Annotated in this window: 6 protein-coding genes; 5 read left to right on the forward strand and 1 reads right to left on the reverse strand. The window is 53.7% G+C overall.

Going from position 1 to position 25,803, the window contains the following annotated elements; all coding sequences use genetic code 11:
• Nucleotides 1–8: 8 nt before the first annotated feature.
• The 3 genes from IPJ96_05190 to IPJ96_05200 all read left to right on the forward strand — a co-directional run bounded on the left by IPJ96_05190 (nt 9) and on the right by IPJ96_05200 (nt 14,033).
• On the forward strand, nt 9–2,315 hold the full coding sequence (locus tag IPJ96_05190) for a T9SS type A sorting domain-containing protein (protein MBK7909743.1): 2,307 nt from the start codon (nt 9–11) through the stop codon (nt 2,313–2,315).
• Between the two features lie 262 nt (nt 2,316–2,577).
• Complete coding sequence (locus tag IPJ96_05195) at nt 2,578–8,370, forward strand: hypothetical protein (GenBank protein MBK7909744.1); 5,793 nt, start codon at nt 2,578–2,580, stop codon at nt 8,368–8,370.
• 128 nt (nt 8,371–8,498) lie between these two features.
• Nucleotides 8,499–14,033 carry a hypothetical protein gene (locus IPJ96_05200; GenBank protein ID MBK7909745.1) on the forward strand — a complete coding sequence of 1,845 codons (5,535 nt, stop codon included), beginning with the start codon at nt 8,499–8,501 and terminating at the stop codon, nt 14,031–14,033.
• Nucleotides 14,034–14,103: 70 nt separating this feature from the next.
• Here the strand turns inward: IPJ96_05200 and smc are convergent, their stop codons facing one another.
• Nucleotides 14,104–17,667 (reverse strand): chromosome segregation protein SMC, encoded by a 3,564-nt coding sequence (gene smc, locus IPJ96_05205; protein MBK7909746.1) that lies wholly within the window; start codon nt 17,665–17,667, stop codon nt 14,104–14,106.
• Between the two features lie 344 nt (nt 17,668–18,011).
• Between smc and IPJ96_05210 the strand changes: the two genes are divergently transcribed.
• On the forward strand, nt 18,012–21,734 hold the full coding sequence (locus IPJ96_05210; GenBank protein MBK7909747.1) for a carboxypeptidase regulatory-like domain-containing protein: 3,723 nt from the start codon (nt 18,012–18,014) through the stop codon (nt 21,732–21,734).
• Nucleotides 21,735–21,774: 40 nt separating this feature from the next.
• A complete protein-coding gene (locus IPJ96_05215) occupies nt 21,775–25,767 on the forward strand; it encodes a T9SS C-terminal target domain-containing protein (GenBank protein MBK7909748.1) in 3,993 nt (1,330 codons plus the stop codon).
• Nucleotides 25,768–25,803 lie beyond the last annotated feature (36 nt).

Below are 25,803 nucleotides of genomic sequence, written 5' to 3' on the forward strand. Positions count from 1 at the left end.
AGCCGGCCATGCCGACGCTTGCTTGCTACGAGACTGCTTCGTTCAACAACACGACCTGTTCTTGGGACGTAACGGGCACCCAGCCGGCTATGCCGACCCTGGCTTGCTACGAGACGGCTTCCTTCAACAACACGACCTGTTCCTGGGACGTAACAGGCACCCAGCCGGCTATGCCGACTCTGGCTTGCTACGAGACGGCTTCCTTCAACACCACGACCTGTTCCTGGGACGTAACGGGCACCCAGCCGGCTATGCCGACCCTGGCTTGCTACGAGACAGCTACCTTCAACAACACGACCTGTTCCTGGGACGTAACCGGAACGCCGCTTTCGGCTTCCTGTGTTGCATCTGATGCGGTTTGCTTCGGTGGACTCGGTTCCATCACGGTTAGCGCTTCGGGTGGTACGGCTCCGTATTCCGGAACCGGTACCTTTAACCTGGTTGCAGGTACCTATAACTACACGGTTACGGACAACGGTGGTTGTACGTCTTCCTGCTCTGCAACGATCGCCGAGCCGGCCAAAGTTGAGGCTTCCTCGATCACGTCCACTCCGTCCAACTGCGGTGGCAGCACGGGAACCGCTACGGTAGTCGCTACCGGCGGTGACGGTAACTACAGCTACCTCTGGGCTCCGGCCGGCGGCACTTCCGCTTCGGCTACGGGTCTTGCTTCTGGCAGCTACACCGTGACCATCACCGATGGTAACGGTTGCACCGGCTCTGCTACGGTAGTAGTAGGCGGCGCTGGTTCTGGTCCTGATCCTGCAGGCGCAATCGCTGGTCCTGCCGGCGCTTGCCGCAGCACCACGGTAACGTACTCGATCGCTCCGGTTTCCGGTGCTTCGTCCTACATCTGGAGTCTCCCGGTTGGCGCTTCCGGTTCTTCGACCGGCACCAGCATCACGGTGACCTTCAGCTCTACCTATGGTGGTGGCTTCATCTGCGTAACCCCGACCAACGCTTGCGGCAACGGTACTCCTGCTTGCATCAACGTTCCGGTTCTCACGGTTAAGCCGACCACTCCTGGTCTGATCTCCGGCCCGAACCCTGTTTGCGGCCCGACCACCGCTACCTACTCGGTTGCTCCGGTTTCCGGCGCTACGAACTATGTATGGTCGGTCACCGGTACCGGTGTGTCGATCGTAAGCGGTAACGGAACCAACTCCGTACAGGTTAGCATCCCGGCCGGCTTCGGTCAGGGTTCGATCTCTGTCTATGCTCAGAACTGCAAAGGCAACAGCCCGACCCGCAACCAGACGCTGACCGGCGTACCGACGCACTCTTCGGCGCTCTTCGGTCCGATCTACAACTGTCCGAACACTTCGGCTTCGTTCTCGATCTCCGTTGTTCCGGGTACTGCAACGTACACCTGGTCCATCACCGGCGACGCTTCCATCGGATCCAGCAGCGCTAACAGCTGCACGGTGAACTTCGGTCCGGCCTGGACCTCGGGTGTCCTGACGGTAACCACCAGCAGCACTTGCGGTTCCTTCTCGCGTTCCTACACGCTCCGTTCCGTACCGACCCAGCCGGGTGGTATCACGGGTCAGGCCTCTGCCCTGTGTAACGCTACGGGTGTTTCGTACTCCATCGCAGCTGTAGCCGGTGCAACCGGTTACAACTGGACGGTTCCGGCCGGTGCTACCATCACCAGCGGTCAGGGTACTACCTCGATCATGGTCAACTTCGGCACCTCTGCTGGTAACGTTTGCGTAACCGCAAGCAACTCCTGCGGATCGAGCGTAGCTCGTTGCCTGGCCGTTATCACGGTACCGGCTGCTCCTGCAGCCATCTCTGGTCCTGCCAGCGTATGTAAGTCGCAGACGGGTACGTATTCCATCAGCCCGGTTAGCGGTGCTACCTCTTATGTATGGTCGGTCACCGGTGGTGCTTCGATCGTACCGAGCGGCACCTCGGCTACTGTGAACTACAACTCCGCACTCAGCACTTCCGCTACCGTTCGCGTCAATGCAGTGAACGCATGTGGTCTGAGCCAGCCGCGCACCCTGGCTGTTGCTGTGAACCTCGGCTGCCGCACCAGCGGCGAAGAGATGACCGCAGCCAGCGCGCTGACCGCTTACCCGAACCCGACCAACGGTCTGGTTACGATCAACTTCAACGCAGTTGCAGCTGAGCGTTACACGGTGAAAGTGGTTGACCTGCTCGGTAATGTGGTTGTCAGCGACCAGCTCAACGCTGTCGAAGGCAACAACATGAAGGAGCTGAACCTGACCAACGTCGCCAAAGGCATGTACCTCATGTCCCTGGAGACCGAGGGTGGTAATGTTCAAACCCTGCGCCTCATCGTCGAGTAATCGGCCTGAAGCGTATCATGAAAGGAAGTCCTTCCGCTACGGCGGAGGGACTTCTTTTTTTTATTCCATAGGAATCAAGTCTAGTGTCCGATTTTATCAGGAATCGATAGAAAAGCTTGCACAGGCGACGATTTTTTTCTATATTGAAAGCTCTACGGAAACCGTTACTGCGGCGGTTTTCCGCTAATTCACCTACTCCCACATGTCACGCCTACCCTCCGGAAAGTCTGGTTCGTATTGCTTTGTGCGAACCCTGATTATTTTGTCTGTATATAGTGTTTTCTTTTTCGCGATCCGGGTGAATGCCCAGACCGCAAGCCAGTATACCTTTTCGACAGCAACCGGTGCTTCACTCACCACCATGACGGGTTCCACCCTGATCATGGGTAGTAACCTGGACGATAGCGCCAGTACGACCATCAACATAGGATTCTCTTTTACGTTCGCCGGTACAGCCTATACGCAATTCTCCGTGAACTCGAACGGGCTAATGCGACTGGGTAGCACTGCTGTTACGAATGCCTGGCAGAATGGAATCACCACAGGGCCATTCCCCGCTTTAATGCCCTTGTGGGATGACGGACATACCGGATCCAACGGTGGTGTTCGTTACCTGTTGACCGGTACAGCACCAAACCGGCAGCTCACGGTGGAGTGGACCATTCGCAGTTATTCCGGAGAAACCGGCAATTACACCAAGACCTTCCAGGCCTGGCTGTTCGAGACTTCCAATGTGGTACAATACGTTTACGGCACCGGCACGGCTGCAACCAGCGCCAGTATCGGTATTGCAAGCAGCTCAACGACCTATCAAAGTGTCAGCACGTCTACCAATACGGCTTCTACCACCACCCCGAACAACAGTGTAACCACCTGGGCAGGCAGCGGCAGAACGTATGTGTTCACGCCCCCCGTCATTCAGAATTGCAGTGGGACGCCTGCTGCAGGAACTGTCAGCGGGACGAATGTGCTTTGTTCCGGTTTGACAACGATCCTGACTGCTAGCGGAGCTACGCCCACTTCCTTCGGTGGCATTTCTTATCAGTGGCAGGAGTCCGATGATAACGGTGTAGGTGATCCCTGGGCAAGTGTTGTAGGAGGAAGCGGAGGCACGACGCTCGTCTATACCACACCGGCTTTGACGACCAGTCGATATTATCGACTGCTTGTCAGTTGCTCGTTCAGTGGTTTGTCGGCAAGTACAACGGAGTACCTCGTAACCGTCAATCCGCGTCCTACCGTGACGGTATCGCCAACCACCTCGACGCTTTGCGCGGGGAATAGTGTTGTTCTGACGGCTTCCGGAGCAGATACCTATGCCTGGTCGCCTTCCACGGGTTTGAACGCGACGACCGGGGCTTCGGTGACCGCGACTCCAACTGTCAGTACTACCTACACGGTCACCGGTACCACGACCTCAAGCGGTTGTACCGCCACGGCAACATCGGCTATCAATACAACAGTCGGAATCAATGCAAGCGCTGGCGCCAATCCGGTGAATATATGCCCCGGTGGCGCCACCACGCTGAATGCTGTGGCCAACACCAGTACCTCCGGCTACACACTGGCTTCCATTCCGTACCAGTTATTTCCGACAACCGGATTTACCACCATCACCTCCTGGACGGGGACCGCTGACGATGGATCAGCGGCAGTGACCTTACCGTTTAATTGGTTCTTCTACGGAAACTCCTATACCAGTGCATTCATTGGTACCAACGGATATCTGATCTTCGGAACAACGTCAACAGCCTATCAGGCGGTTGCCATCCCTGCCACGGCGGCACCGAACAATTACATAGCACTCTGTTGGACCGATTTGAATCCGGGATCAGGTGGAACCATATCGTATGGAACGGTTGGTACGGCGCCGAACAGGGTGTTCGTGGTTGACTATAGCGGCGTACTCTTTTACAATGCCAGTGGAAGTATCGCGACCGGTCAGATCTGCCTGTTCGAAGACGGCCATATTGAAATTCATGCTACCACCCTTGACCGGGGAACTTCTACCGCAGCCGCTGTCATGGGCATCGAGAATTCCGGAGGAACCGCCGGAACGGCCGTGACCGGCAGAAATGGCGGAACCTGGTCAGTGACGGCGCCGGAAGCCTGGTCATTTACGCCAGCCTATCCGGCATTCACGTATAGCTGGAGCCCCGCGACCGGACTGAGTAACCCGAATATTGCCAACCCGGGTGTTACGGGTGTTGTAACGACTTCTTCTTATACAGTGACCGTCAGTGGAGGTGGAGGTTGTGCCGCTACGGCCACGGCAACGATCATTACCGGTCAACCCTTTTCCGTTAGCGCGGCATCTTCCGCGAACAATTTCTGTTTTGGTGGTACGACGAACCTGACCGCCAATGCGACCGGAGGTGGTGTCCCATATTCGTACTCCTGGTCAACGGGTGGCACAACCATCGGAACCACCGGAGCTTTAACGGTTGCACCGCCAGCCGGCACAACAACCTACACAGTATCAGCATCCGATAATTGCGGCAATACCTCCAGCGCTACGGTGTCGGTTACGGTCATTGCTCCGCCTAACGTTGGTGCGACGGCATCTTCCTCGGTAGTCTGCGGCAGCGGATCTGTGACCTTGAACGCAACGGGTGCCAATGGTTATTCCTGGGTGCCGGCTGATGAACTGAGTGTTCCCTTTGGCGCGACAGTTACCGCTTCGCCTTCCGTATCCACTTTGTATACGGTAACCGGAACGGATGCAGCCGGTTGTACTGCTACCGCTACGGTTCAATTGACCGTAGTTCCGGGTGTTACCCTGCAGGCTACCGCGACTCCTTCCAATCTATGTACTGGAACGAGTTCACAACTCAATGCGAACGCGACCCAGGAGGCGCCATATTCACTCGCTCAGGTTGCATATCTGCCCTTATCGACCGCAGGATTTCAAACCATTACCTCCTGGACGTCGGCGGGTACCGGAAACGACGATTATTTCGGCCCGGTCGCGCTTCCGTTCAGCTTTAATTTCTTCGGGCAGAACAAGTCTCAGTTGTATATCGGATCGAACGGATTCATCACCTTCGGTACTCCCTCTACCGATCCTTTTTCCCAATTGTTCCCGGATCCTGCACACCCGAATGATGTGGTGGCCTTGTGTTGGGGTGACCTCGACCCGGGCGCCGGTGGTACGGTGAAATATGGGGTCGTAGGTACCGCTCCGAACCGGATCTTCGTTGTTGATCTGCAGTCGGTCCCGTTCTTTGGAATCGCTTCCGGCAGTAATGTGACCGGTCAGATTAATCTATATGAAACCTCAGGCAGGATCGAACTTCATCTTGCGAGCGTACAGCATAACGGTTCAGGTGCCTTGAACGGCATGGGTATCGAAAATGCAAGCGGTACGCGGGCACATTATCCCTTGGGTCGTAATGGGGGTCTGATCACCTGGAACGTGATCAGTCCGGAAGCATGGCGATTCGACCGTTTGCCTTTCAGCTTGAATTATTCCTGGACGCCTGCATCCGGCCTGAATAGCAGCTCAATCGCCAATCCGGTTGCCGGTCCGCTCGCAGGTTCTGCGACCTATACGGTAACAGCCACCGATAATTTCGGATGTACGGCGACCGCCAGTCTCAGCCTGTCGGTTGGTCAACCCTTGAACGTTCAGGCCGGCGCAACAGCAACCATACTCTGTCTGGGTAGCAATACCACGCTTCAGGCGATCATCAGCGGGGGAGGGGAGCCATATGGTATTACGTGGAAACAAGGCGTGACCACCATTGGCAATACCGCGGACCTGGTCGTTACACCTCCGTTGGGCACGACAATTTATACGGTTAGCGTTTCGGATGCATGTGGTGGAACCGGTAGTTCAACGGTTCAGGTGACCGTTCTCAACTCGCCCTCGGTATCCGTCACCAGCAGTGGAAGTCTGATTTGTGGATCCGGATCCGTTACGATGACCGCTTCCGGGGCCACCAGCTATGTGTGGAGTCCGTCCATTGGACTGAGTGCGACGACCGGCACAACCGTTATAGCTTCCCCGAATGGAACCACCACCTATACGGTAACCGGATCGATTTCCGGTTGTTCGGCAACTGCCACCCGTACGATCACGGTGGCGCCGGCTGTACAGCAGTTGGATCTTTCGGCCGATCAGATCAGCGGTTGTAGTCCGTTGACCACCAGCTTGCATGCTCAGGCCTGTTTCAGCGCGCTCACGAATTATAAGGTGGATTCCTCTTCGGCGGATTATGCTCCAACCAGTTCCGGCTTCGTTACGTTCAATGGTCGTGATGACGGTTCCGTCGTGATCGCGCTTCCGTTTCCGTTCCGGTTCTTTGGTAATACCTATTCTTCGGCATACATCAGCACCAACGGATATCTCGGCTTTGGCAGCAGCTCCTCTGCGTACACCACCGCCACCATGCCTGCTTCGGGAGTGCCGAACAATTTCATTGCCCTCGTATGGAATGACATGATTCATTCGACCGTGAATTCTGGCGTGGATACCTTTACCGTTGGGTCGCCTGGTGCAAGGGCATTTGTTGTCCGCTTCAATGCCGGGGCCGTTTCTTTTTTTGACGGGACTACGTCATACGGTTCGTTCGGCGGCAAGATCATCCTTCATGAAAGTTCCAATGCCATCGAGCTTCGGATCGACGCGATGAATATGGGAGCCTTGGCTACCCGGAATAAAGTCCTGGGTATCGAGAATTCGACGGGACTGCTCGCCTTTTCCGTTCCCGGAAAGAACAATACCAACTGGGTGCAATCCACTCCGATCACTTATTCCTTCACACCCAGTTTGCAGTGTTCCGGTACGTCCGCGTTTATGTATGCCTGGAGTCCTTCAACGGGATTGAATGATCCCGCATCCGCCAACCCTGTATTGACTAATCTGCTGTCGGGAACAACCTATACGGTTACGGCTACATCAAGCGACGGTTGCAGTCGGACTTCGACACTCAGCATCCAGGTCTACAATAACCCTCCTGTCCCCACGGTTACAACCACGGGTTCCACGGATCTCTGCTGGGATGGGGTCAATCCGTTGTCATCGGTCTTATTGACCGCAGATACAACCGGTAGTGGGCCGGGTGCATCGTTCATGTGGAATGATGTTTATGGAACGTCTTCCACCAGTTTGAATGTCACACCGGATGTGGTCATTCCTTCTCCCTATGGTTTCCAGGCAATGGTTACTGATTTCAGAGGGTGTTCGTCAACCTCAACACCGGTCAGCGTCTCTACGGCCTTGTATCCGACGATCGCCTCGCTGAATCCGAGTTCGGGTTGTCCGGGAGATTCCATCGATGTGGCGGGCACTAATTTTTCGACAGTCGTCTCGGTGGATTTCTTCGGTGTGCCAGCAGGCTTCAGGATCGTGAATGCAAACCTCCTTCGGATCGAAGTTCCACCCGGCGCGCTGAGCGGTTCCATTAACCTCGCTACGATCTCCGGTTGTTCGGAATCATCTTCGATGTCGTTCACCGTAAACACCTGTGGCGGTTCGCTTCTGGACATGACCTTGTTGATTCAGGGTTATTATGATGGCGTGGGCGGTATGACCGGCACCTTGTATAATTCTGGAATTTCATTCGACCCTACCGACTGTGAATTCCTGCACGTCTGCTTGATGGATGCCGGAACGCTGACGGAGACCGACTGTTTCGATGAAGTCCTGAAAACGAACGGCAGCCTGCAGATTTCGATTCCTGGCGGGTATGTGGGCTCTTCCTTCTACCTCAAGATCACGGGCCGAAACATTCTGGAAACCTGGACGACCGCCCCGGTTCAGATCGTCAGTCCGTTCACTGTACTTGATCTGACAACTGCAGCCAACACCGTCTTCGGTGACAACCAGGTTCAGGTTTCAACTGCACCGGCCCGTTGGGCAATCTGGAGTGGCGATTTGAATCAGGATGACTTGATTGAGGCGACTGATTATAGTACCATGGAAAACGATGTGCAACAATTCCTATTCGGCTATGTGCCATCTGACATTACCGGTGATGGAATCGTTGAGGCCTCGGATTATGCGCTAGTAGAAAACAACAGTTTGTTGTTCCTATTCTCAATAACCCCCTGATTAGATTTGAAAGGTCGTAATGGTCGGCCGGAGGTTTACCAAGTAAATTGTCGCGTTTGCATAAAAACCGGACTTGGGTATGGTTTTTCTTCTGAAATCAACGATATTTAGGAGAAACGCCCCCTCGAATGAACCGGAAACGCTACCCGATGAAGGCAGCCTGTAGCTGGCTGCTTGCTCTACTGCTCTTTTCTAACCTGGTCCAGGCACAGCCTGCGAATACGTACACCTTTACAACCGGTACCGGTGTTTCTTTGGAGACGCTCAGCGCTCCGGTGGTGCTGGTGGGTTCCGGTGTAGATGATACTCCGGCATCTGCCGCTTCGGCCATCGGATTTTCATTCACCATCAACTCCAACAACTATTCGAATTTTTGGGTGAACGCAAACGGCCTGTTCGGTTTCGGAACATCGCCGAGTACGTCGTACTCAAATTCAATTACAGCACCGCCAAGTTTCCCGGCCCTGATGCCCTGGTGGGATGACATGGGCACCGGTACAAACGGGAACGTTCAGTACCAATTATTGGGAACATCGCCTAATCGGAAATTGGTTGTTGAATGGCGAGTTCGGAACATAGGAGAGACGGGCAACTATACCAAGACCTATCAGCTCTGGTTGTTCGAAAGCAACTTTGCCATTCAATTCGTGTATGGGACAGGCACCGCCGGATCCTCGGCATCGATCGGCATGTCAACATCGGCTACCGAGTACCAGAGTGTTACGACCACATCGAATACCGCTTCGACGACAACTCCTGCCAATACCCAGTCCACATTTCCCGCATCCGGTCGGTATTATTTATTTACGCCTGCCTCCTGTGCCGGAACACCCAGCCCGGGTAACACCCTTGCTTCTGCCAACCCGGTCTGCAGCGGCAGCGCTTTGACGCTATCGATGTCAACTCCTCCTTCCAGCATCGGCATCACCTACCGATGGCAGACTTCGCCGGATGGTTCGACCTGGACCAACGTAGCCGGTGCCGCTGGAAACAACGTTACCTTATCCGCGAACCCGACGGTTGCAACGTACTACCGTTGCCGTGTCACCTGTTCTGCTTCCGGCCTCAACGGCTTCTCAACGCCTTTGTTGGTGAATGTGGTGAATTGCTATAACATGCAGAATGGCTCTTTGTCCAACGTCTGTTCGGCCAGGTTTTATGATTCGGGAGGACTGGCCGCTGCTTATGCTAATGCGGAATCTTATACTCTTACCATTTATCCTACACCCGGAAATTTGCTTCGCGTGCAATTCAACTCCTTCGTCACCGAAAGCGGGTATGATTACTTGTCCATTTACAATGGCAATTCAACGGCCGCGCCGCTTTTGCTCAACACTTCCGGCTCCACCGTGCCCGGAACCTATACCTCTTCGGCGGTGGATGGATCATTGACATTCCGGTTCACGTCCGACCTCAGTATCACCTATGCCGGTTGGGATGCCTTATTGAGTTGTGTTTCGCTTCCTGTATGTAGTGGAACACCGACTGCCGGTACTATCAGTGGAACATCCGGCCTGTGTGCAGGAGGAACGACAACCCTTACCGCCTCCGGATTTTCGTCCGGTGTTTCAGGGCTTTCGTTTCAGTGGGAGGAGTCGGATGACAATGGCGTGGCTGATCCCTGGGCGAATGTCGTCGGTGGATCGGGTGCCAATACGAATAGCTATACCAGCCCGGCCCTGAGTGTTTCCAGGTATTACCGGATGCGGGTCACTTGTTCAAATGGAGGCGGTACTGCCACGACTTCCGGTTATTTGGTTACTGCTAATCCGCTTCCTACAGTGGCAATTGCTGCCAATCCGGGTACGACCATTTGCGGACCGGGTGCGATTAACCTGAGCGCTTCCGGAGCTGACACCTACAACTGGTCACCTGCTTCCGGCTTGAACGCTACTACCGGTGCTTCAGTCACGGCCACCCTTTCGAGTTCTACCAGTTATACAGTTGTCGGTACGATCACTGCTACGGGGTGCACTGCGACTCAAAGTGTTTCACTCAATTTGTTGCCGGGCTATTCGGTGAATGCGACGGCTAATCCGGTCAACATTTGTTCCGGTGGAAGCGCTCAACTCAACGCTGTTGCTCAAATGCCCTCAAGTTCCTATCTGTTGAATCCGATTTCTCCTGCATTGGTTTCCACCGCAGGATTCGCGACCGGCCCCGCGTCCGATGATGCGATCGTTGGCCCCATTACACTGCCCTTCAACTTCAATTTCTTCGGGTCATCGGAGGATTCGCTGTATATCTCCTCGAACGGTCATATCATATTTGGTAATTCGGCACCCGCGAATCAGTTAGCGGGCCTCAACATACCGGATGTAACAGATCCCGATAACGTCATCGCGCTCTGCTGGGCCGACCTCAATCCGGGCACTTCCGGATCGGTCACCTATGGTACGGTGGGCACAGCACCCAACAGGATCTTTGTGATCAGTTGGAACGCCGTACCGTTTTACCTGCAGTCCGGAAGCAACGTCACCGGTCAGATCCAATTGTACGAAGGTTCCAATATTGTGGAGGTTCACATCAGCGTAATCAACCGGGGTGCATCGACCTCAAATACCGTTTTGGGGATTGAAAATGCTACCGGTTCAAGTGGACTTGCGCCCGCCAGTCGTAACGGCGGAACATGGTCGGTGAGCAGTCCGGAGGCCTGGCGTTTTTCGCCTTACGTTCCGAGTTATACCTATGCATGGACCCCGTCGGCCGGACTCGATAATCCAACCATTCCGATGCCGATCGCCAGTGGTGTGTCAGGCACGACCGTATATACCGTGACGGTTACTGCGGATGGTGTGTGCACGGCAACGGCAACTGCCCAGGTGAACGAAGGAGTCGCACTGAGTGCTACGGCTTCCGCGCTTCCTGCTTCCGTATGTGAAGGGCAGTCGACGCAACTGACCGGTGCCGCTTCCGGTGGCGGGGAACCGTTCGCTTATAGTTGGTCCGACGGCGTAACCGAAATCGGAACAACACAATTATTGTCAATCACACCCCCGGTTGGATCCTCCACTTATTACCTGACCGTTACCGACGCCTGCGGGGGCAGCACGTCCACTACTGTTGTCGTCACCGCCCTTCCAGGGCCGGTACTTGCCCTGCAACCGGTCAGTGCGGTGTATTGCGGAGCTCCGCTTGCACTGACAGCCTCTTCGGGAGGCGGAACGACCTTTGGCTGGGCGCCGGCAGCGGGATTGAATGCGACCACCGGCTCTGCTGTAAATGCGAGTCCCGCAAGCACGACAACGTACACCGTCACCGCAACCGCCTCCAATGGTTGTACGATCACCGGTACCATACCCATCACAATCGGTACCCCGCTGACGGTTAGTGTCAGCGCAGACACCACCCAGGGATGTGCTCCCTTCGGATCTGTGCTGCGGGCTTGTGTCAACCCGACCTTCAACACGTATACACTTGATTCTTCGTCTGCGGATTATTCACCTTCGGGATCCACGGGATTCATCACCTTGTCGAGCGCCGATGATGGCGACGCACTGGTTAACCTGCCCTTCGCCTTCAACTTTTGCGGAGTGAGTTATTCGTCGATACGCGTTGGCTCAAATGGCTATATCGGTATGGGCGCCACAGCCGTAACCGCGCTGGGAAATCAGACACTTCCGTCCGCGACGGCGCCTAACGGAATTATCGCCTTGTGCTGGGACGATCTTCTTCACAGCGGACTGGCTACGGGTATCGATACCTTTACGGTAGGAATTGCACCCAATAGAAAGTTCGTCGTCCGGTATAACGCAGGAGCAGTCGCGTTCTACAACATCGGATTACAAACCGGTTCCTTGGGAGGCAAGATTATTTTGCATGAAGGAACCGGAGTCATCGAAATCAGAATCGATGTGATGAATAAAGGGGTGCGGATCGACAACCAGACACTTGGAATCGAAGATGCGGCCGGATTAGCGGCTGTAACGCCTCCGGGAAAGAATAATCTGGATTGGCTTCAGTCGACTCCGGTGACATATCGTTTTACACCCGCGGCTCAACAGTGCAACAATGCCGGTATCTCATTTGACTGGACACCGGCTGCCACCCTGCACGCAACAAACCTCGATACCGCTGTTATCACAGGACTGAACAGTACGACCGTTTTTACCGTGACCGCGTCGAACGCTTCGGGATGCAGTGCTCAGGATACGGTACAGATATTCGTATCGCCACAAGCTCCTACACCGGTGATTTCGAGCAGCGGACCGCTTTCCTTCTGCCCGGGCGGAAGCGTAACCTTAACATCTTCCAGTACGGCTTTCCCGAATTACTGGAGTACCGGGGAAACAACGAATTCCATAACAGTCAATACTACCCAGGTCGTTTCGGTTTACAGTTCGGATGCTTATTGTCCTTCCGGTCGGGCGTATGTCGATGTCGTGCGATTCGATACGGTACCGCCGCTGATCAACGTCTCCGGCGGCGGACTCGCGCTATGTTCGGGCAACCGTGATCTGCTCTCCGATGGCGCACCGCTCTTCGTAGCCTGGAGTTGGAGCACATCAGAAATCACCCAACAGATCACGATTGCTAATCCAGGCACCTACGCCGTTGCGGCCACAGACACGAATGGTTGCGTGACCCATGCCGAAATAGCCTTTACAGCAGGTGTTGCTCCTGTGGCTCCACTGATAACCAGTACCAGTCCGCTCAGTGTGTGTAACAATGAATTCGTCACCATCAATTCCGATATTCCCGACGGACTCACCTGGTTCCCGACGTTTGACAACACTCCGTCGATCGCCTACAATCTTTCACCACCGGGTGTCTACGACTTCTACGTTTCGCGCGACTCCCTGGGATGTTCTTCAGCGTCCAATCACCTGGTCTTCACGGTGAATCCGACTCCGGAGGTGTATTCCTTCCTTCCTGCGGATTCCGCCTGCGCGGGCGATGTCATCACCCTCAATGGTTCAGGGTTGAGCAATGTGACATCCCTGAGTTTCAATGGAGCGGCGGCCACGACTTTCTCCGTACTGGATGATTACACCATCCAGGTGACCGTCCCGGTTGGCACTACATCGGGCGGAATTACGCTGACCGATGGTTCCACCGGTTGTGCGGGAGTGAGTCCGTTGTTTAACCTGAAACAGGTATGCGGTTCCAATGTGCAGTTGACATTGTTTCTGCAAGGCTACTATGCAAGCGGAGGAATGACTTCTTCACTCTTCAATTCCGGACTCAGTGCGAACCCCGGTGATTGCGATAGTGTTACTGTTTGTCTGATGGATCCGGTGACCTATTCGGAAGTGGAATGTGCGCAGGGTATTCTGCAGTCGGATGGATCGTTGTCGCTCAGCTTCGCCGCTTCGGGCAGCTATTTCCTCAAGGTAATGCACCGCAATACGCTGCAGACCTGGAGCGCAGCTCCGGTGAGCATTGCGGGGTCAGTCAGCTACGATTTCTCTGCGGATAATAATCTTTCCTACGGCCCGAACATGACGGAAGTGGAACCGGGAATCTGGGCGCTGTGGAGTGGCGATATCAATCAGGACGAACTGATCGAGGCATCCGATTATGCCTTAGTCGAGAACGATGTGGCGGCGTTTCAGTTCGGCTATGTAGTGACCGACCTCAATGGGGACGGATTGGTCGAAGCCACGGATTACAGCCGGATCGAGAACAACATGCCGATGTTTCTCTTCGCCGCTCACCCCTGATTCGAACAGGACCTATCGCAAAAACGCCCGGCAGTGCCGGGCGTTTTTCATTTACAAATGGCCAGAAGCATCAAACGGTCTCTTCCATTTCGGTGAGATCCACCGGCACGACCTGCGTGACACCGGTCTCAACCATGGTGATGCCGTACATGATGTCGGTGGCGGCCATGGTGCGCTTGTTGTGCGTGATGATGATGAACTGCGAGTCCTTGGAGAACTTCCGGATGATGTTGTTGAACTTGTCGATGTTGGCGTCGTCGAGCGGCGCGTCCACTTCGTCAAAGATGCAGAACGGAGCCGGCTTCAGCAGGTAGATGCCGAACAGGAGCGCGGTCGCGGTGAGGGTCTTTTCTCCACCCGACAACTGGGAGATCGACAAGGGGCGCTTGCCTTTCGGTTTGGCCACGATCTGGACATCCGAATCCGTGGGATTGTCCGGGTTGAGCAGGACCAGGTCGCAATCGTCGTCTTCGGTAAACAGGGAACGGAAAACGCGAATGAAATTTTCCCGGATGGAGTGGAAGGCCGTCATGAAGTTCTCGCGGGCCGTCTTCTCGATCTCTTCGATGGTCTGCAAGAGTGATTCCTTGGCCTTGATCAGGTCGTCCTTCTGGGTGGTGATGAAGGTGTGGCGTTCCTGGATCTCGTTATACGCTTCAACCGCCATGGGGTTGATCGGACCGTACGTGTCCAGCTGGTGTTTCTGCTTGGCAACTTTTTCCCGCAACACCTCTTCCGTCCAGTCGGGTGAAGGTTCGCGTTCGAGGATGTCGTTGATGTCGATGTTGAATTCGACCGACAGGCGCTCCTTGAGCGAGTTGAGCTGGATCTTTAATTCGGTCGTACGTTCCTTGATGGCCTGAGCCAACTGGTCGCACTGCTCGCGCTGGTGACGGATCTGCCGGATGCGGTTCTCCAGTTCGTCGATCTCGCCGCGCGAACGGTAGAATTCGGTTTCGACGAGGCTGACCGATTTCTCGAGCTCTTCCTTCTCGGCATAGAGTTCCAGCAATTGTCCGTCGAAATCGGTGGACGATTGGAGCAACTCCCGGATCTGTTCCTGGATGTAATCCAATTCGGCCACATTGGCCGTGATGTTGCGTTGCAGGTTGCCTTCCAGTTCGACCTTGTACCCGTGATCCCGGATGATGCCGGCGATCTTGTTCTGCTGCTGGATGCAATGGATGTTGTGCTGGTTGTATTCCGTACCGGCACGGTTCATCTCGTCGGTCAGCGTGTTGAACTCGGTTTGCAGGGCCGACAGATGGCTGGTGACCTCATCAAACCGCACCCGGAGCTGCAGGATGTGCTCCTGGTAGCTCAGGTTGTCCTGCTGCAGGGTGTTGTCGATCTCGTGCAACTGGGCATTCAGGTTGTCGAGCAGTTTCTGGTTGTTGTCGATACCGGCTTGCAGGTGTTCCGTCTTGTGGTGCAACGAAGCGAACTCCTGTACCGCCCGGTTCAGCTCTTGCTGGAAGTGCTTTTTCCGGCCGGTGAGTTCGTCGCGTTCGCGCCGGGTAGCCTGTAAAGCCGCCTGCAGACGATCACGCTCCTGGCGGTGGGTCTCCAGGGAGGCGGTCAATTGTTCGATCTCTTTGGAAAGCGTATCCAGATGCTTGGCGCGTCCGATGCGCTTTCCGTCGAAGAGGCCGACCGAGCCGCCGGAAAGGGCGTGGCGGGTACGGCAGTATTTGCCGTTGCGGGAAATGAAGATGCGGTCCTCCTGGCTTTCACGCAGGAAGGGTGTGCGGTCCTCGTCTTCCACGACGATGTATACGTTTCGCAGGAGGTGATTGCAAAGGGCCTGGTAGCGTGGCTCTACGTCGAGGATGGAGAGGGCAGGGATGGTGCCTTGCGGGCCGTTGGAATCGGTAGAGGCGCTTCCTTCGAAATTTTGGAGGATGAAGAAATTCGCGCGGCCTTTCGCGGCTTGTGCCAGCAGGTTAACCGCCTGGCTGGCGGCTTCAATATCCTCGATCACGAAATAGTTCATGAACGGATCGAGGTAATTTTCAATTGCCGTCTTGAACTCGGCCTGGCAGCTCAGGATTTCCGAGAACAGGGGAGCGCGAAGTGCGTCCGGCGCGTTCTTACGCAGGTAACGCAGCGATTCCGGATAACCCTCGAGGTTCTCGACGAGGCTCTTGGTGAGGTTGAATTCATTCTGGCGGGCGTCCAGCTTACGACCCTCGGCCATGAGCGACTCATTCGCCTTTTTCAATTCTTCTTCGTAACGCGTCAGGTCGGCGCCGATCTGTACTTCGCGTTCAAGCAGCGAATTCAACTCCTGTTCCCGGTTGTCTTTGTTGAGGCGGCTCTGGTCGGTATCGGAGCTGATGCGTCCGAGTTCCTGCTCTTTGTGGCTGGTGTCGGAGCCCAGTCGTTCGATCTCCTTCTGAAGGGATTCTTTCCGCGCCTGGGTGACCGCGAGCGTTTTCTCCGTTTCATGCATCGCCGTCTGGATCGACTGCGATTCGGTGGTAAAGCGGTGGATGTCGCTCTTCATTTCGTCGTGGCGGGAACGCACGACGTCGAGCGCGGTTTTCATTTCCTGTAACTGTGCCTGAAGCTGGTCAAGCAGGGATTCCTCCTGCAAACGATCGGTTTCCGACTGGCGGATCTGGTCCTGAGTCGTCTGCAGATTGGCGCGATCGGAAGAGATCTGCTGCGTCAGGGTCTGCTCCTTGTCCTGGAGGTACTTCAGTTTTTCATTACTGACCTTCTTGTCGTTTTCCTGAGAGCGGATCGTGTCGACTTTCAGATTGAGTTTCTTTTGTGACTCCGTCAGTTCCTTCTCGCGATCGAGTGCGAGCAGTTTCTTTTGCTGTAGTTCGGCTTCACTGGTATCCAGTTGGGTATCCAGCGCGACCTTTTGTTCCACCTGCTGGACTTCCTGCTGCTGCAGTTCGTCGAATGTCTGCTTGCTGCCGGACAAGGTGAAAACCGCCAGTTCGGTACTCAGTTCTTTGTATTGTTCCTTGAGCCGGTAGTAACGCTCGGTTTTCTTTGATTGCGATTCGAGCGATTTCATGTTCCGCTCGATCTCGAACAACAGGTCGTTGACCCGGTTGAGGTCGCCTTCGGTATCCTCGAGTTTCTGGAAAGTCTGCTTCTTACGGATCTTGTACTTCGAGATGCCGGCAGCTTCCTCGAGGAGATTCTTGATCGCGTTATTCTTGTCGTTGAGGATCTCGTCGACCATCTTCAATTCGATGATGGCGTAGGAGTCCGAACCGATACCCGTGTCCAGGAAAAGTTCGGTAATATCCTTGAGACGACACGTAACCCCGTTGAGCAGGTATTCGCTTTCGCCTTCGCGGTAATAGCGGCGGGATATCGTGACGGTGGAATACTCCGTCGGGAGGATATTCTTGGTGTTTTCAAATGTCAGGGAGACTTCGGCGACGTTCGCGGCTTTCCGGCTCTTGGTGCCGTTGAAAATGATGTTCTCCATCTTTTCAGAGCGCAGCATCCGCGTCTTCTGCTCGCCCAGTACCCAACGGATGGCATCCACCACGTTGGATTTGCCGCTACCGTTGGGACCTACGATCGAAGTGACCCCCTTGTCGAAGTGGATGGTCACCTTCTCGCCGAAACTCTTAAATCCCTTGATTTCTAGTGTTGTAAGACGCATAAAGTGTGTGTCGAGTCGTGAACTGGCAAAAATAAGCCATTTGATGGGGCTTCAGAAGGATTTGTTAATAACTCTTGACCCTGTGATGACGGGGTAATTCATGTGCAGTAAATAAGCTGACGAGCGGTTGACAGAATTCGAAAAACGTCGCCTTTTCTTTGGGTGGAAGAAAGTGAGTGGCTTTAACAATTACACGGAAGTATTTTCTGCCGGAATAATTGCTAACCCACTCAGCATGAAGGTCGTCATCGAATGTCGGAAAAATGCGTTGTTTTTGGTTTTAACTATTCAATTCATACATTTACCGCCCACGAAAATTAACTACCTGCTAACAAATCCATCCTATGGGACGAAAGCTATACGTACTCCTTCTATTGCTCCTTTGCCTCTGCGGCGTCAGCTATGCGCAGACCGGAGAGATCCGTGGTCGTGTCACGGAAAAAGGCGGAGCCGAAGGAGTTCCGTTCGCCAGCGTGGCTGCCATGCTCAACGGTGTTCAGGTCCAGGCGACACTGACGGATTTTGACGGTAACTATGTCATCAAGCCGTTGAACCCTGCGAAGTACGATGTCAAGGTGACCTGTGTCGGTTACACGGCCAAAGAAACGCGAGGCGTTCTCGTCACGACCGATAAGGCCGCTTTCGTTTCTTTTGAAATGACGAAGGGTGTGGAGTTGAAAGCAGTTGAGATCACGGAATATACCGTTCCGCTGATTGATAAGGGTTCGCCTTCGACCAAGAAGACCGTTACCTATGAAGAAATTCAGGCGGCTCCGACACGCGACGTCAACTCGCTTGCCTCTACAACCGCCGGTGTTTACCAGAAAGACGAAGGCGGCGGACTGAATATCCGCGGGGCGCGTGAAGATGCAACGACCTACTTCGTAGACGGTGTGCGCGTTCGTGGCGGTACCGGTCTTCCCCAGCGTGGTATCGAACAGATCACGGTAACAACCGGAGGACTGGAAGCCCAATACGGTGACGTTACCGGTGGTGTGATCGCCATTACTACCCGCGGTGCTTCGCCATTTTACAACGGAGGGGTGGAGTTTCAAACCTCCGAATTCCTCGACGCTTATGGCTATCGCCTTGCCACCGGTTCGGTATCAGGACCGATTTATACCAAGCGCGACTCAGCAGGCAAGAAGTTCGGACAACCGTTGGCTGGTTTCTTCCTGGCGGCCGAATATCAGTATGACAAGGATCCTGACCCTTCAGCCATTCCAATTTATAAAGTTAAAGACGATATTCTTGAGAGTGCTAAATCCAGCCCCTTGGTGCGCGACCCCAGTGGTTTTACCTACATCCACCGGTCACACTATTGGACCTATGATAGTCTGGATAAAGTGAAAGCACGACCGAATGTTGCGGCGGACGCCTATCGATTCAATGGACGTTTGGACCTTCAGCCGGTAAAGAATGTAACAGTTGCATTTGGTGGATCCCTGGAGCGTTCAAAGAGTCGGGATTTTATTGACATTTATTCACTCATGGATTATGATAATAATCCACAAACCATCAACACGAATTGGCGGGCTTGGGGACGCATCACCCAGCGATTTGTATCGGAAGGTAAAGAAGGCGCTTCTTCGGCATTGAAGAGTGCGTATTATTCAATTCAGGCTGATTACTCCCGGAATATGCAAACCAGTCAGGACTATCGCCTGAAGGATGATCTTTTCCGCTACGGTCATGTTGGGAAGTTTACCACCTACAGTGTTCCTTTTTACCAGGGAGAGGCGATTACAAGACCGGGCTTGTCTGATAGTCTGGTTTTCACCCAGATTGCCAATTTCGACACCCTATACGATTTTGTACCCGGAGATGCGAATCCTGAAATCTCGGCCTATACATCCCAATATTATGATATAACAGATCCGCTTGGCACTTCAGGTTACCAGGACTCATATGGAACACTGCTGCTTCGTGGCGCCCTGGTAAACGGCGACAATCGGAATCCGCTGACTGTTTATGGCCTCTGGGGTACCACTGGTCGACTTCGCAATTTCTATGGAGAAACTGATAATTCCCAATTCCGTCTGACTGCACGAGGATCGGTGGATATTAATAATCACAATATTATTTTGGGAATGGAGTATGAGCAGCGTACGGACAGAGGTTGGTCGGTTAACCCCAGCAACTTGTGGTCGCTCATGCGCCAACTTTCCAATAGCCGTCTTACCGGATTTGACACAACAACTGCTGTTATCACGTCCACAACATCGGGCGGTACTCCAATTACCTTTATTACTTATCCGAACGCTAACTATAGCCCAACTACCAATCTGGATGGACAAGTCGCTCCTGGTTTTTTTGAAAAGGTTCGGGATCACCTGGGAATAGCTTATACGGATACCATTCAAATTGACGCCCTTGACCCTTCCCAGTTATCGCTGGACCTTTTCAGTCCGGATGAGTTGCTTGATTTCGGATTCGTCAACTACTATGGCTATACGTATACCGGTGAAAAACTCACCGGGCAGCCTGCGTATGAAGATTACTTTATCAAGAAAGACAGCAAGAACAACTACCTGCGCGAGGTCGATGCATTCCGGCCGAATTATGTTGCCGGTTACATCCAAGATCGATTCACGTTTAAGGATATTACTTTCAACGTTGGTTTGCGTGTGGATCGTTTCGATGCAAACCAAAAGGTGCTTCGGGATAAGTATCTGCTGTACCCGACTTACACGGCCGGTGACCCGGCGGTGCTGGATAAAATCCCCAATGCGGTTATCCCCAGCAATATCGGGTCCGACTTTGCAGTGTACGTAAACAACATTCAGAATCCAACAGCTATTGTCGGTTTTCGTGATGGTGACCAATGGTATAATGCCGAAGGGACTCCGATAACCGATCTTTCTCCCTTGCTTGATAATGGAACCGGAGGAAGCGGAATTCAGCCTTTCGTCAAGAACTATTCTGACGTACAACAAAGCATTTTCCGACCTGAAGTGTTTACTGACTATTCTCCTCAGATTAACCTAATGCCGCGTATCGCGTTTTCATTCCCGATTTCAGACGAGGCGATTCTGCGTGCGCATTACGATGTATTGACGCAGCGACCCCAGAATAGTGCGCTTCTTCGCTTGAATCCGGGTAGTTATGGCTCACTGGCACGCGGTATTTCCGGTACTATCTCCAATCCGGATCTGAAACCGGAGCGTACAGTCGAGTACGAAGTGACCTTCGAGCAACGATTAAGCAGAAGCTCTGCACTCTCCATCGCCGCCTTCTATCGTGAATTGCGTGATCAGATCCAGATCATCAACGTTCAGTACGCTTACCCGATCACGTATTCGACCTACGGCAACATCGACTTTGGAACGGTCAAAGGCCTTTCCTTCGCGTATGACCTGCGCCGTACGAATAACGTCCGCATGAACTTCAGCTACACCCTGCAGTTCGCGGATGGTACCGGATCAAGCCCCTTCACTTCCGCCGGCGTGTTAGCACAGCAGGGACAGACCAACCTGCGTCAGCCCCAACCTTTGAGCTTCGATCAACGCCATACCTTCGTCGCGACCTTTGACTACCACTATGGACGAGGAAAAGATTACAATGGTCCGGTGATGTGGGGACGTCAGGTGCTTGCCGAAGCTGGGCTGAACCTGATCCTGCGTGCAGGTTCCGGTACTCCTTATTCACGTCAGTCCAACATCACGCCGACGGCTGATTTCACCTCAACAGCCAACTCCCGTTCCGTGCTGACCGGCTCAATCAACGGATCCCGTTTGCCCTGGCAGTTCCGTATTGACGCCCGTGTAGATAAGAACTTCGAGATCAAGATGGGTAAGAAGCAGGATGGGGAAGCCCGCAATCCGGTAGCCGCCAACATCTATTTACTCGTACAGAACGTGCTCGATGCACAGAATATCCTGGGCGTTTACGCCGCTACCGGCGATCCCGCCGACGATGGTTATCTCAGCTCACCCGGCGCGCAAGCCTTCATCGACTCAAAAGTCAACCCGCAGTCCTATATCGACTTGTATGAGATTGCCCAGAACAACCCGGGGAATTATCAGTTACCACGTCGTATCCGCCTGGGTCTTCAGTTGAACTTCTGATCATAATTATTCCATTCGTTAACAATCCATCCGCGATAGCATGATGAACAAGTTTGTCAAAACCACGCTCATTCTCCTGGCTGTAGCTTTCAGCGCACAGGCCCGGCAGAATGTTGGTCAGACGAGCACGAGCAACGGGAGTGGGGGATCGGGTTCCGGCCGGATCTTCGCCGGCTGTACCCCGTCCAAGTCCCGTGCAGACCTCGATATCAACAACGTCCGTACGCCCATCTGGATCAACGGCGATATGTGGTGGGACCTCGTCGGTAATGCCGAGTACGAAGTGCCGAAAGGTTCAGGAAAGAACTCCCTGTTCGCCGGTGCCATCTGGATCGGTGGTAAAGACGCGGCCGGTAACCTGAAGGTTGCGGCCCAAACCTACCGTCAGTCGGGATCGGACTTCTGGCCAGGACCAGTGGATAAAAGAGATGCCACAACCACAGCCGACGTATGCTCTCAGTACGATAAACACTGGAAGCTCAGCAAAGCGGAAGTGAAGGATTTCAAAGATTACTATGACCTCAACGGGACAGCATCCGGTTACCCGGTCTCGGAAATGATCAAGACTTGGCCCGGAAATGGCGATGTTTCCAAGGGGCAAGATCAATATTTAGCACCATTCGTGGACCGCGATAACGATGGATTCTATAACTGGGAGGCCGGTGATTACCCAAAGTATGATTATTCCTCAACACCGGATTGCTCGGATCGAAACGTGCTATTGGGCGATCAGACCATCTGGTGGGTGTTCAACGATGTGGGAAATATCCATACCGAAACTGAATCACAATATGCTGTTGGGCTTGAGATCCGCGGGCAGGCATTCGCCTTTTCTACGACGAACGAGATCAACAACATGACCTTCTATCGTTACCAGATCATTAACCGGTCTTCCTCCTCACTGAACGAAACATATTTCGGCGCGTGGGTGGATCCGGATCTGGGCAACTATGTGGACGACTACGTCGGTTGTGACGTCACCCGTGGTTTCGGTTATTGCTACAACGGCGACGCGGACGACGACGGTGCGTTGGGTTATGGTGCCAATCCTCCCGCGATCGGTATGGACTTCTTCGAAGGTCCGGTGGCGGATCCAACAGACGGTATTGACAACGACCGCGACTCCCTGATCGATGCTGCAGACACCAATCAGATCGGCGGTGAGCAGATCATCATGTCGAAGTTCGTTTATTATAACAACGATAACTCTAACATTGGTAACCCCAATAATGCTCAACAATACTATAACTACCTGCGTGGTATTTGGAAAGACGGGTCACTCTTAGTTTACGGCGGGAATGGTTACCAGACTCCCGGTGCCGATACCTGTGACTTCATGTTTCCTGGGGATACGGATCCTAACGGCTGGGGTACCAACGGAACACCGCTGAGTCAGTTGTTCCCCTGGTCGGAAACCGAACCGACTCCGGGCGGTACACCGAACCAGCCGGATGACCGTCGTTTCCTCCAGTCTGCCGGTGCATTCACCCTGCAACCGGGTGCCGTCAATTACATTACTACTGGTGCTGTTTGGGCCCGTGCTTCTTCCGGCGGTCCCCTGGCATCCGTGAAACTCCTGCGCATCACCGACAACACCGCTCAGGACCTGTTCAACAACTGCTTTAAAGTACTCGATGGTCCGGATGCGCCGAATCTGGTTATTCGCGAATTGGACAAGGAAGTCATTTTCTCGCTTGTCAATCCTACCTCCTCCAATAACTACCGGGAGCTGTACGCGGAAATTGACAAGAAAGCCATTGACAATGGATTCCCGGGATCACAGTTCACCTTCGAAGGCTATAAAGTCTATCAATTGAAGGATGCATCGGTCTCCGTAACGGATCTTGCCGATGCGGACAAAGCCCGTTTGGTATTCCAGTGCGATATTAAGAATGGTGTTGGCAGAATTGTGAATCAGTATCTGCAGGCGGAAACTACCACCTTCCTTCCGGTTGTTGAGGTCGAAGGCGTTGATGAAGGGTTGAAGCATTCCTTCCGCCTGACTACGGATGCGTTTGCCACCGGTGATCCGAACATGGTCAATCATAAGACGTACTACTTCATGGCGATTGCCTACGGCTATAACAAGGACCAGGAAGTATTCGATCCTTACGAAAGCGCACTCGGTAAGCCCTATCTCCAGGGACGTCGTGGCGCTGATGGTGGTCCGGTGAAGGTATTCACGGCTATTCCACATATTCCAGCCCCGGAGGCACAAGGGCTTGTGCTCAATACCTCCTATGGCGACGGACCGGAAATCCAACGGATCAATGGCGTCGGTAACGGTTACAATCTTTTATCGGACCGCTTGACCATGGATCTTCGTCAGGATCAGATCGATAATATCATTTTCAACTCATCTAACCCGCAAGTTTCCATCCCCTCACCGATTTATCAACGTGCTCGTGGTCCGGTTGATATTCGAATTTATGATCCGGTTAAGGTAGCTCCTGGCGAGTATGTGCTATTCCTTCAGGATACAGTAACTGCGAGTGGCAAATGGAAACTTCGCAACGTGTCGACCGGCGAGGAAGTGGAATCTGAGAAAACCTTGGAGTTCCCCTATGACCAATTATTCCCGGATTACGGCTTCTATATTAGTATGAACCAGGTGAAGTCGCCGGGTGAAGCACCGTCCGATGGCAATGGATTCGCAGAAGGGACGATAAGCTACTCGGATGCCAATAGCCGTTGGTTATCATTCGCACAGGACATCGATAATTTCACGGCATTGAACTGGATTCGCGCCGGAAATACCGATGGCGTGGATCTGACTTCACAGGGTGAGTTCATCGATGGTGCCGGTTTCTTTGAAAAAGTACTCAACGGCTCCTGGGCTCCTTATCGTTTGACGAATACGGACGTTTCCGGCGGTGCGATCGCTCCGGCTCCCGGATACAGCACCAGTGCTGCGCGTAACCAGGCACAACTGAAGTATCTGCCGGGCGTTGACATCGTCTTCACTCCGGACAAGAGCAAGTGGAGCCGTTGCGTGGTATTCGAAATGCAGGGCGACCGCAATAAATCGGAAGGCCGTCAGTACAAGAACCTGATTCGCAAGCATCCTTCGCTCAATCTCGATGGAACCTACAGCACGACCGATTCCGGTTTCTCCTGGTTCCCCGGTTATGCCATCAATGTGGAAACCGGCGAGCGGTTGAATATCGCCTTCGGAGAAGATTCCTACCTCAATCCGGATAGCGGATATGCCGGCCAGACGGGCGCGGACATGAAGTTCAATCCGACGACCACCCTGGTCAACGACAGCCTGGAAGTCATCGCCGGTGGCCGTCACGTAGTGTATGTCTTCGGCCATACCGATGTGGAACTGCCGGACGGTGTTACCGGTAACGACTCGATTTACAAGAGTCCGGCCTATGATGGTTGCCAGTACATCTATGATCTGCTGTGGCCGATCACGACGCAGCCGCTGGCTACTCCGGGTCGTCCCTTCCCGAAGGCCTGGGCCGATTGCCAGTGGGTGGGCATCCCGATGGCTGCGCCGGGCACTACCTGGCTCGCCAATACGGCAAAAATCAGACTTCGTGTTGCACGTCCTTACCGTCAGGTTGAGTTTGATTCTAATGTCACTGAAAACAATTTCTTCCCTTACTACAAATTCAATACGAACGATTTGGTCAGTAAGGTGAATCAAAATGATGTTGCCAAGAATGCTCTGGATTTGGTGAGTGTAGTGCCAAACCCCTATTATGCATACTCCATGTACGAAAAGAATCAGTTGGATAATCGAATTAAGATCACCAACCTGCCTTCTCGCTGTACCATTTCGATCTTCACCCCGTCGGGTACCCTCGTCCGGAAATTTAACCGCAATGTTTCTGCGGATAATACATCCGGTGCTGTCTATCCCAATCTGAACCTTGATACATCGCTGGAGTGGGATCTCAAGAACACGAAAGGAATACCTGTTGCGAGCGGTATGTACATCATTCATGTTGATGCACCTGGAATTGGAGAACGTACAGTGAAATGGTTCGGCGTAATGCGCCCGCTTGATCTTGATACCTTCTGACCCCACTTCACACGCACCGACACAGAAAAACACGCA

It is taken from the genome of Bacteroidota bacterium, assembly GCA_016713765.1.
Taxonomy (GTDB): Bacteria; Bacteroidota; Bacteroidia; order AKYH767-A; family 2013-40CM-41-45; genus Pollutiaquabacter; species Pollutiaquabacter aromativorans.

Bases quoted from the DNA above. Each gene is read 5' to 3' on its own strand.
- IPJ96_05190 (MBK7909743.1), top strand. From the start codon at position 9: ATGCCGACGCTTGCTTGCTACGAGACTGCTTCGTTCAACAACACGACC.
- IPJ96_05200 (MBK7909745.1), top strand. From the start codon at position 8,499: ATGAACCGGAAACGCTACCCGATGAAGGCAGCCTGTAGCTGGCTGCTT.
- smc (MBK7909746.1), bottom strand. From the start codon at position 17,667: ATGCGTCTTACAACACTAGAAATCAAGGGATTTAAGAGTTTCGGCGAG.
- IPJ96_05210 (MBK7909747.1), top strand. From the start codon at position 18,012: ATGGGACGAAAGCTATACGTACTCCTTCTATTGCTCCTTTGCCTCTGC.
- IPJ96_05215 (MBK7909748.1), top strand. From the start codon at position 21,775: ATGATGAACAAGTTTGTCAAAACCACGCTCATTCTCCTGGCTGTAGCT.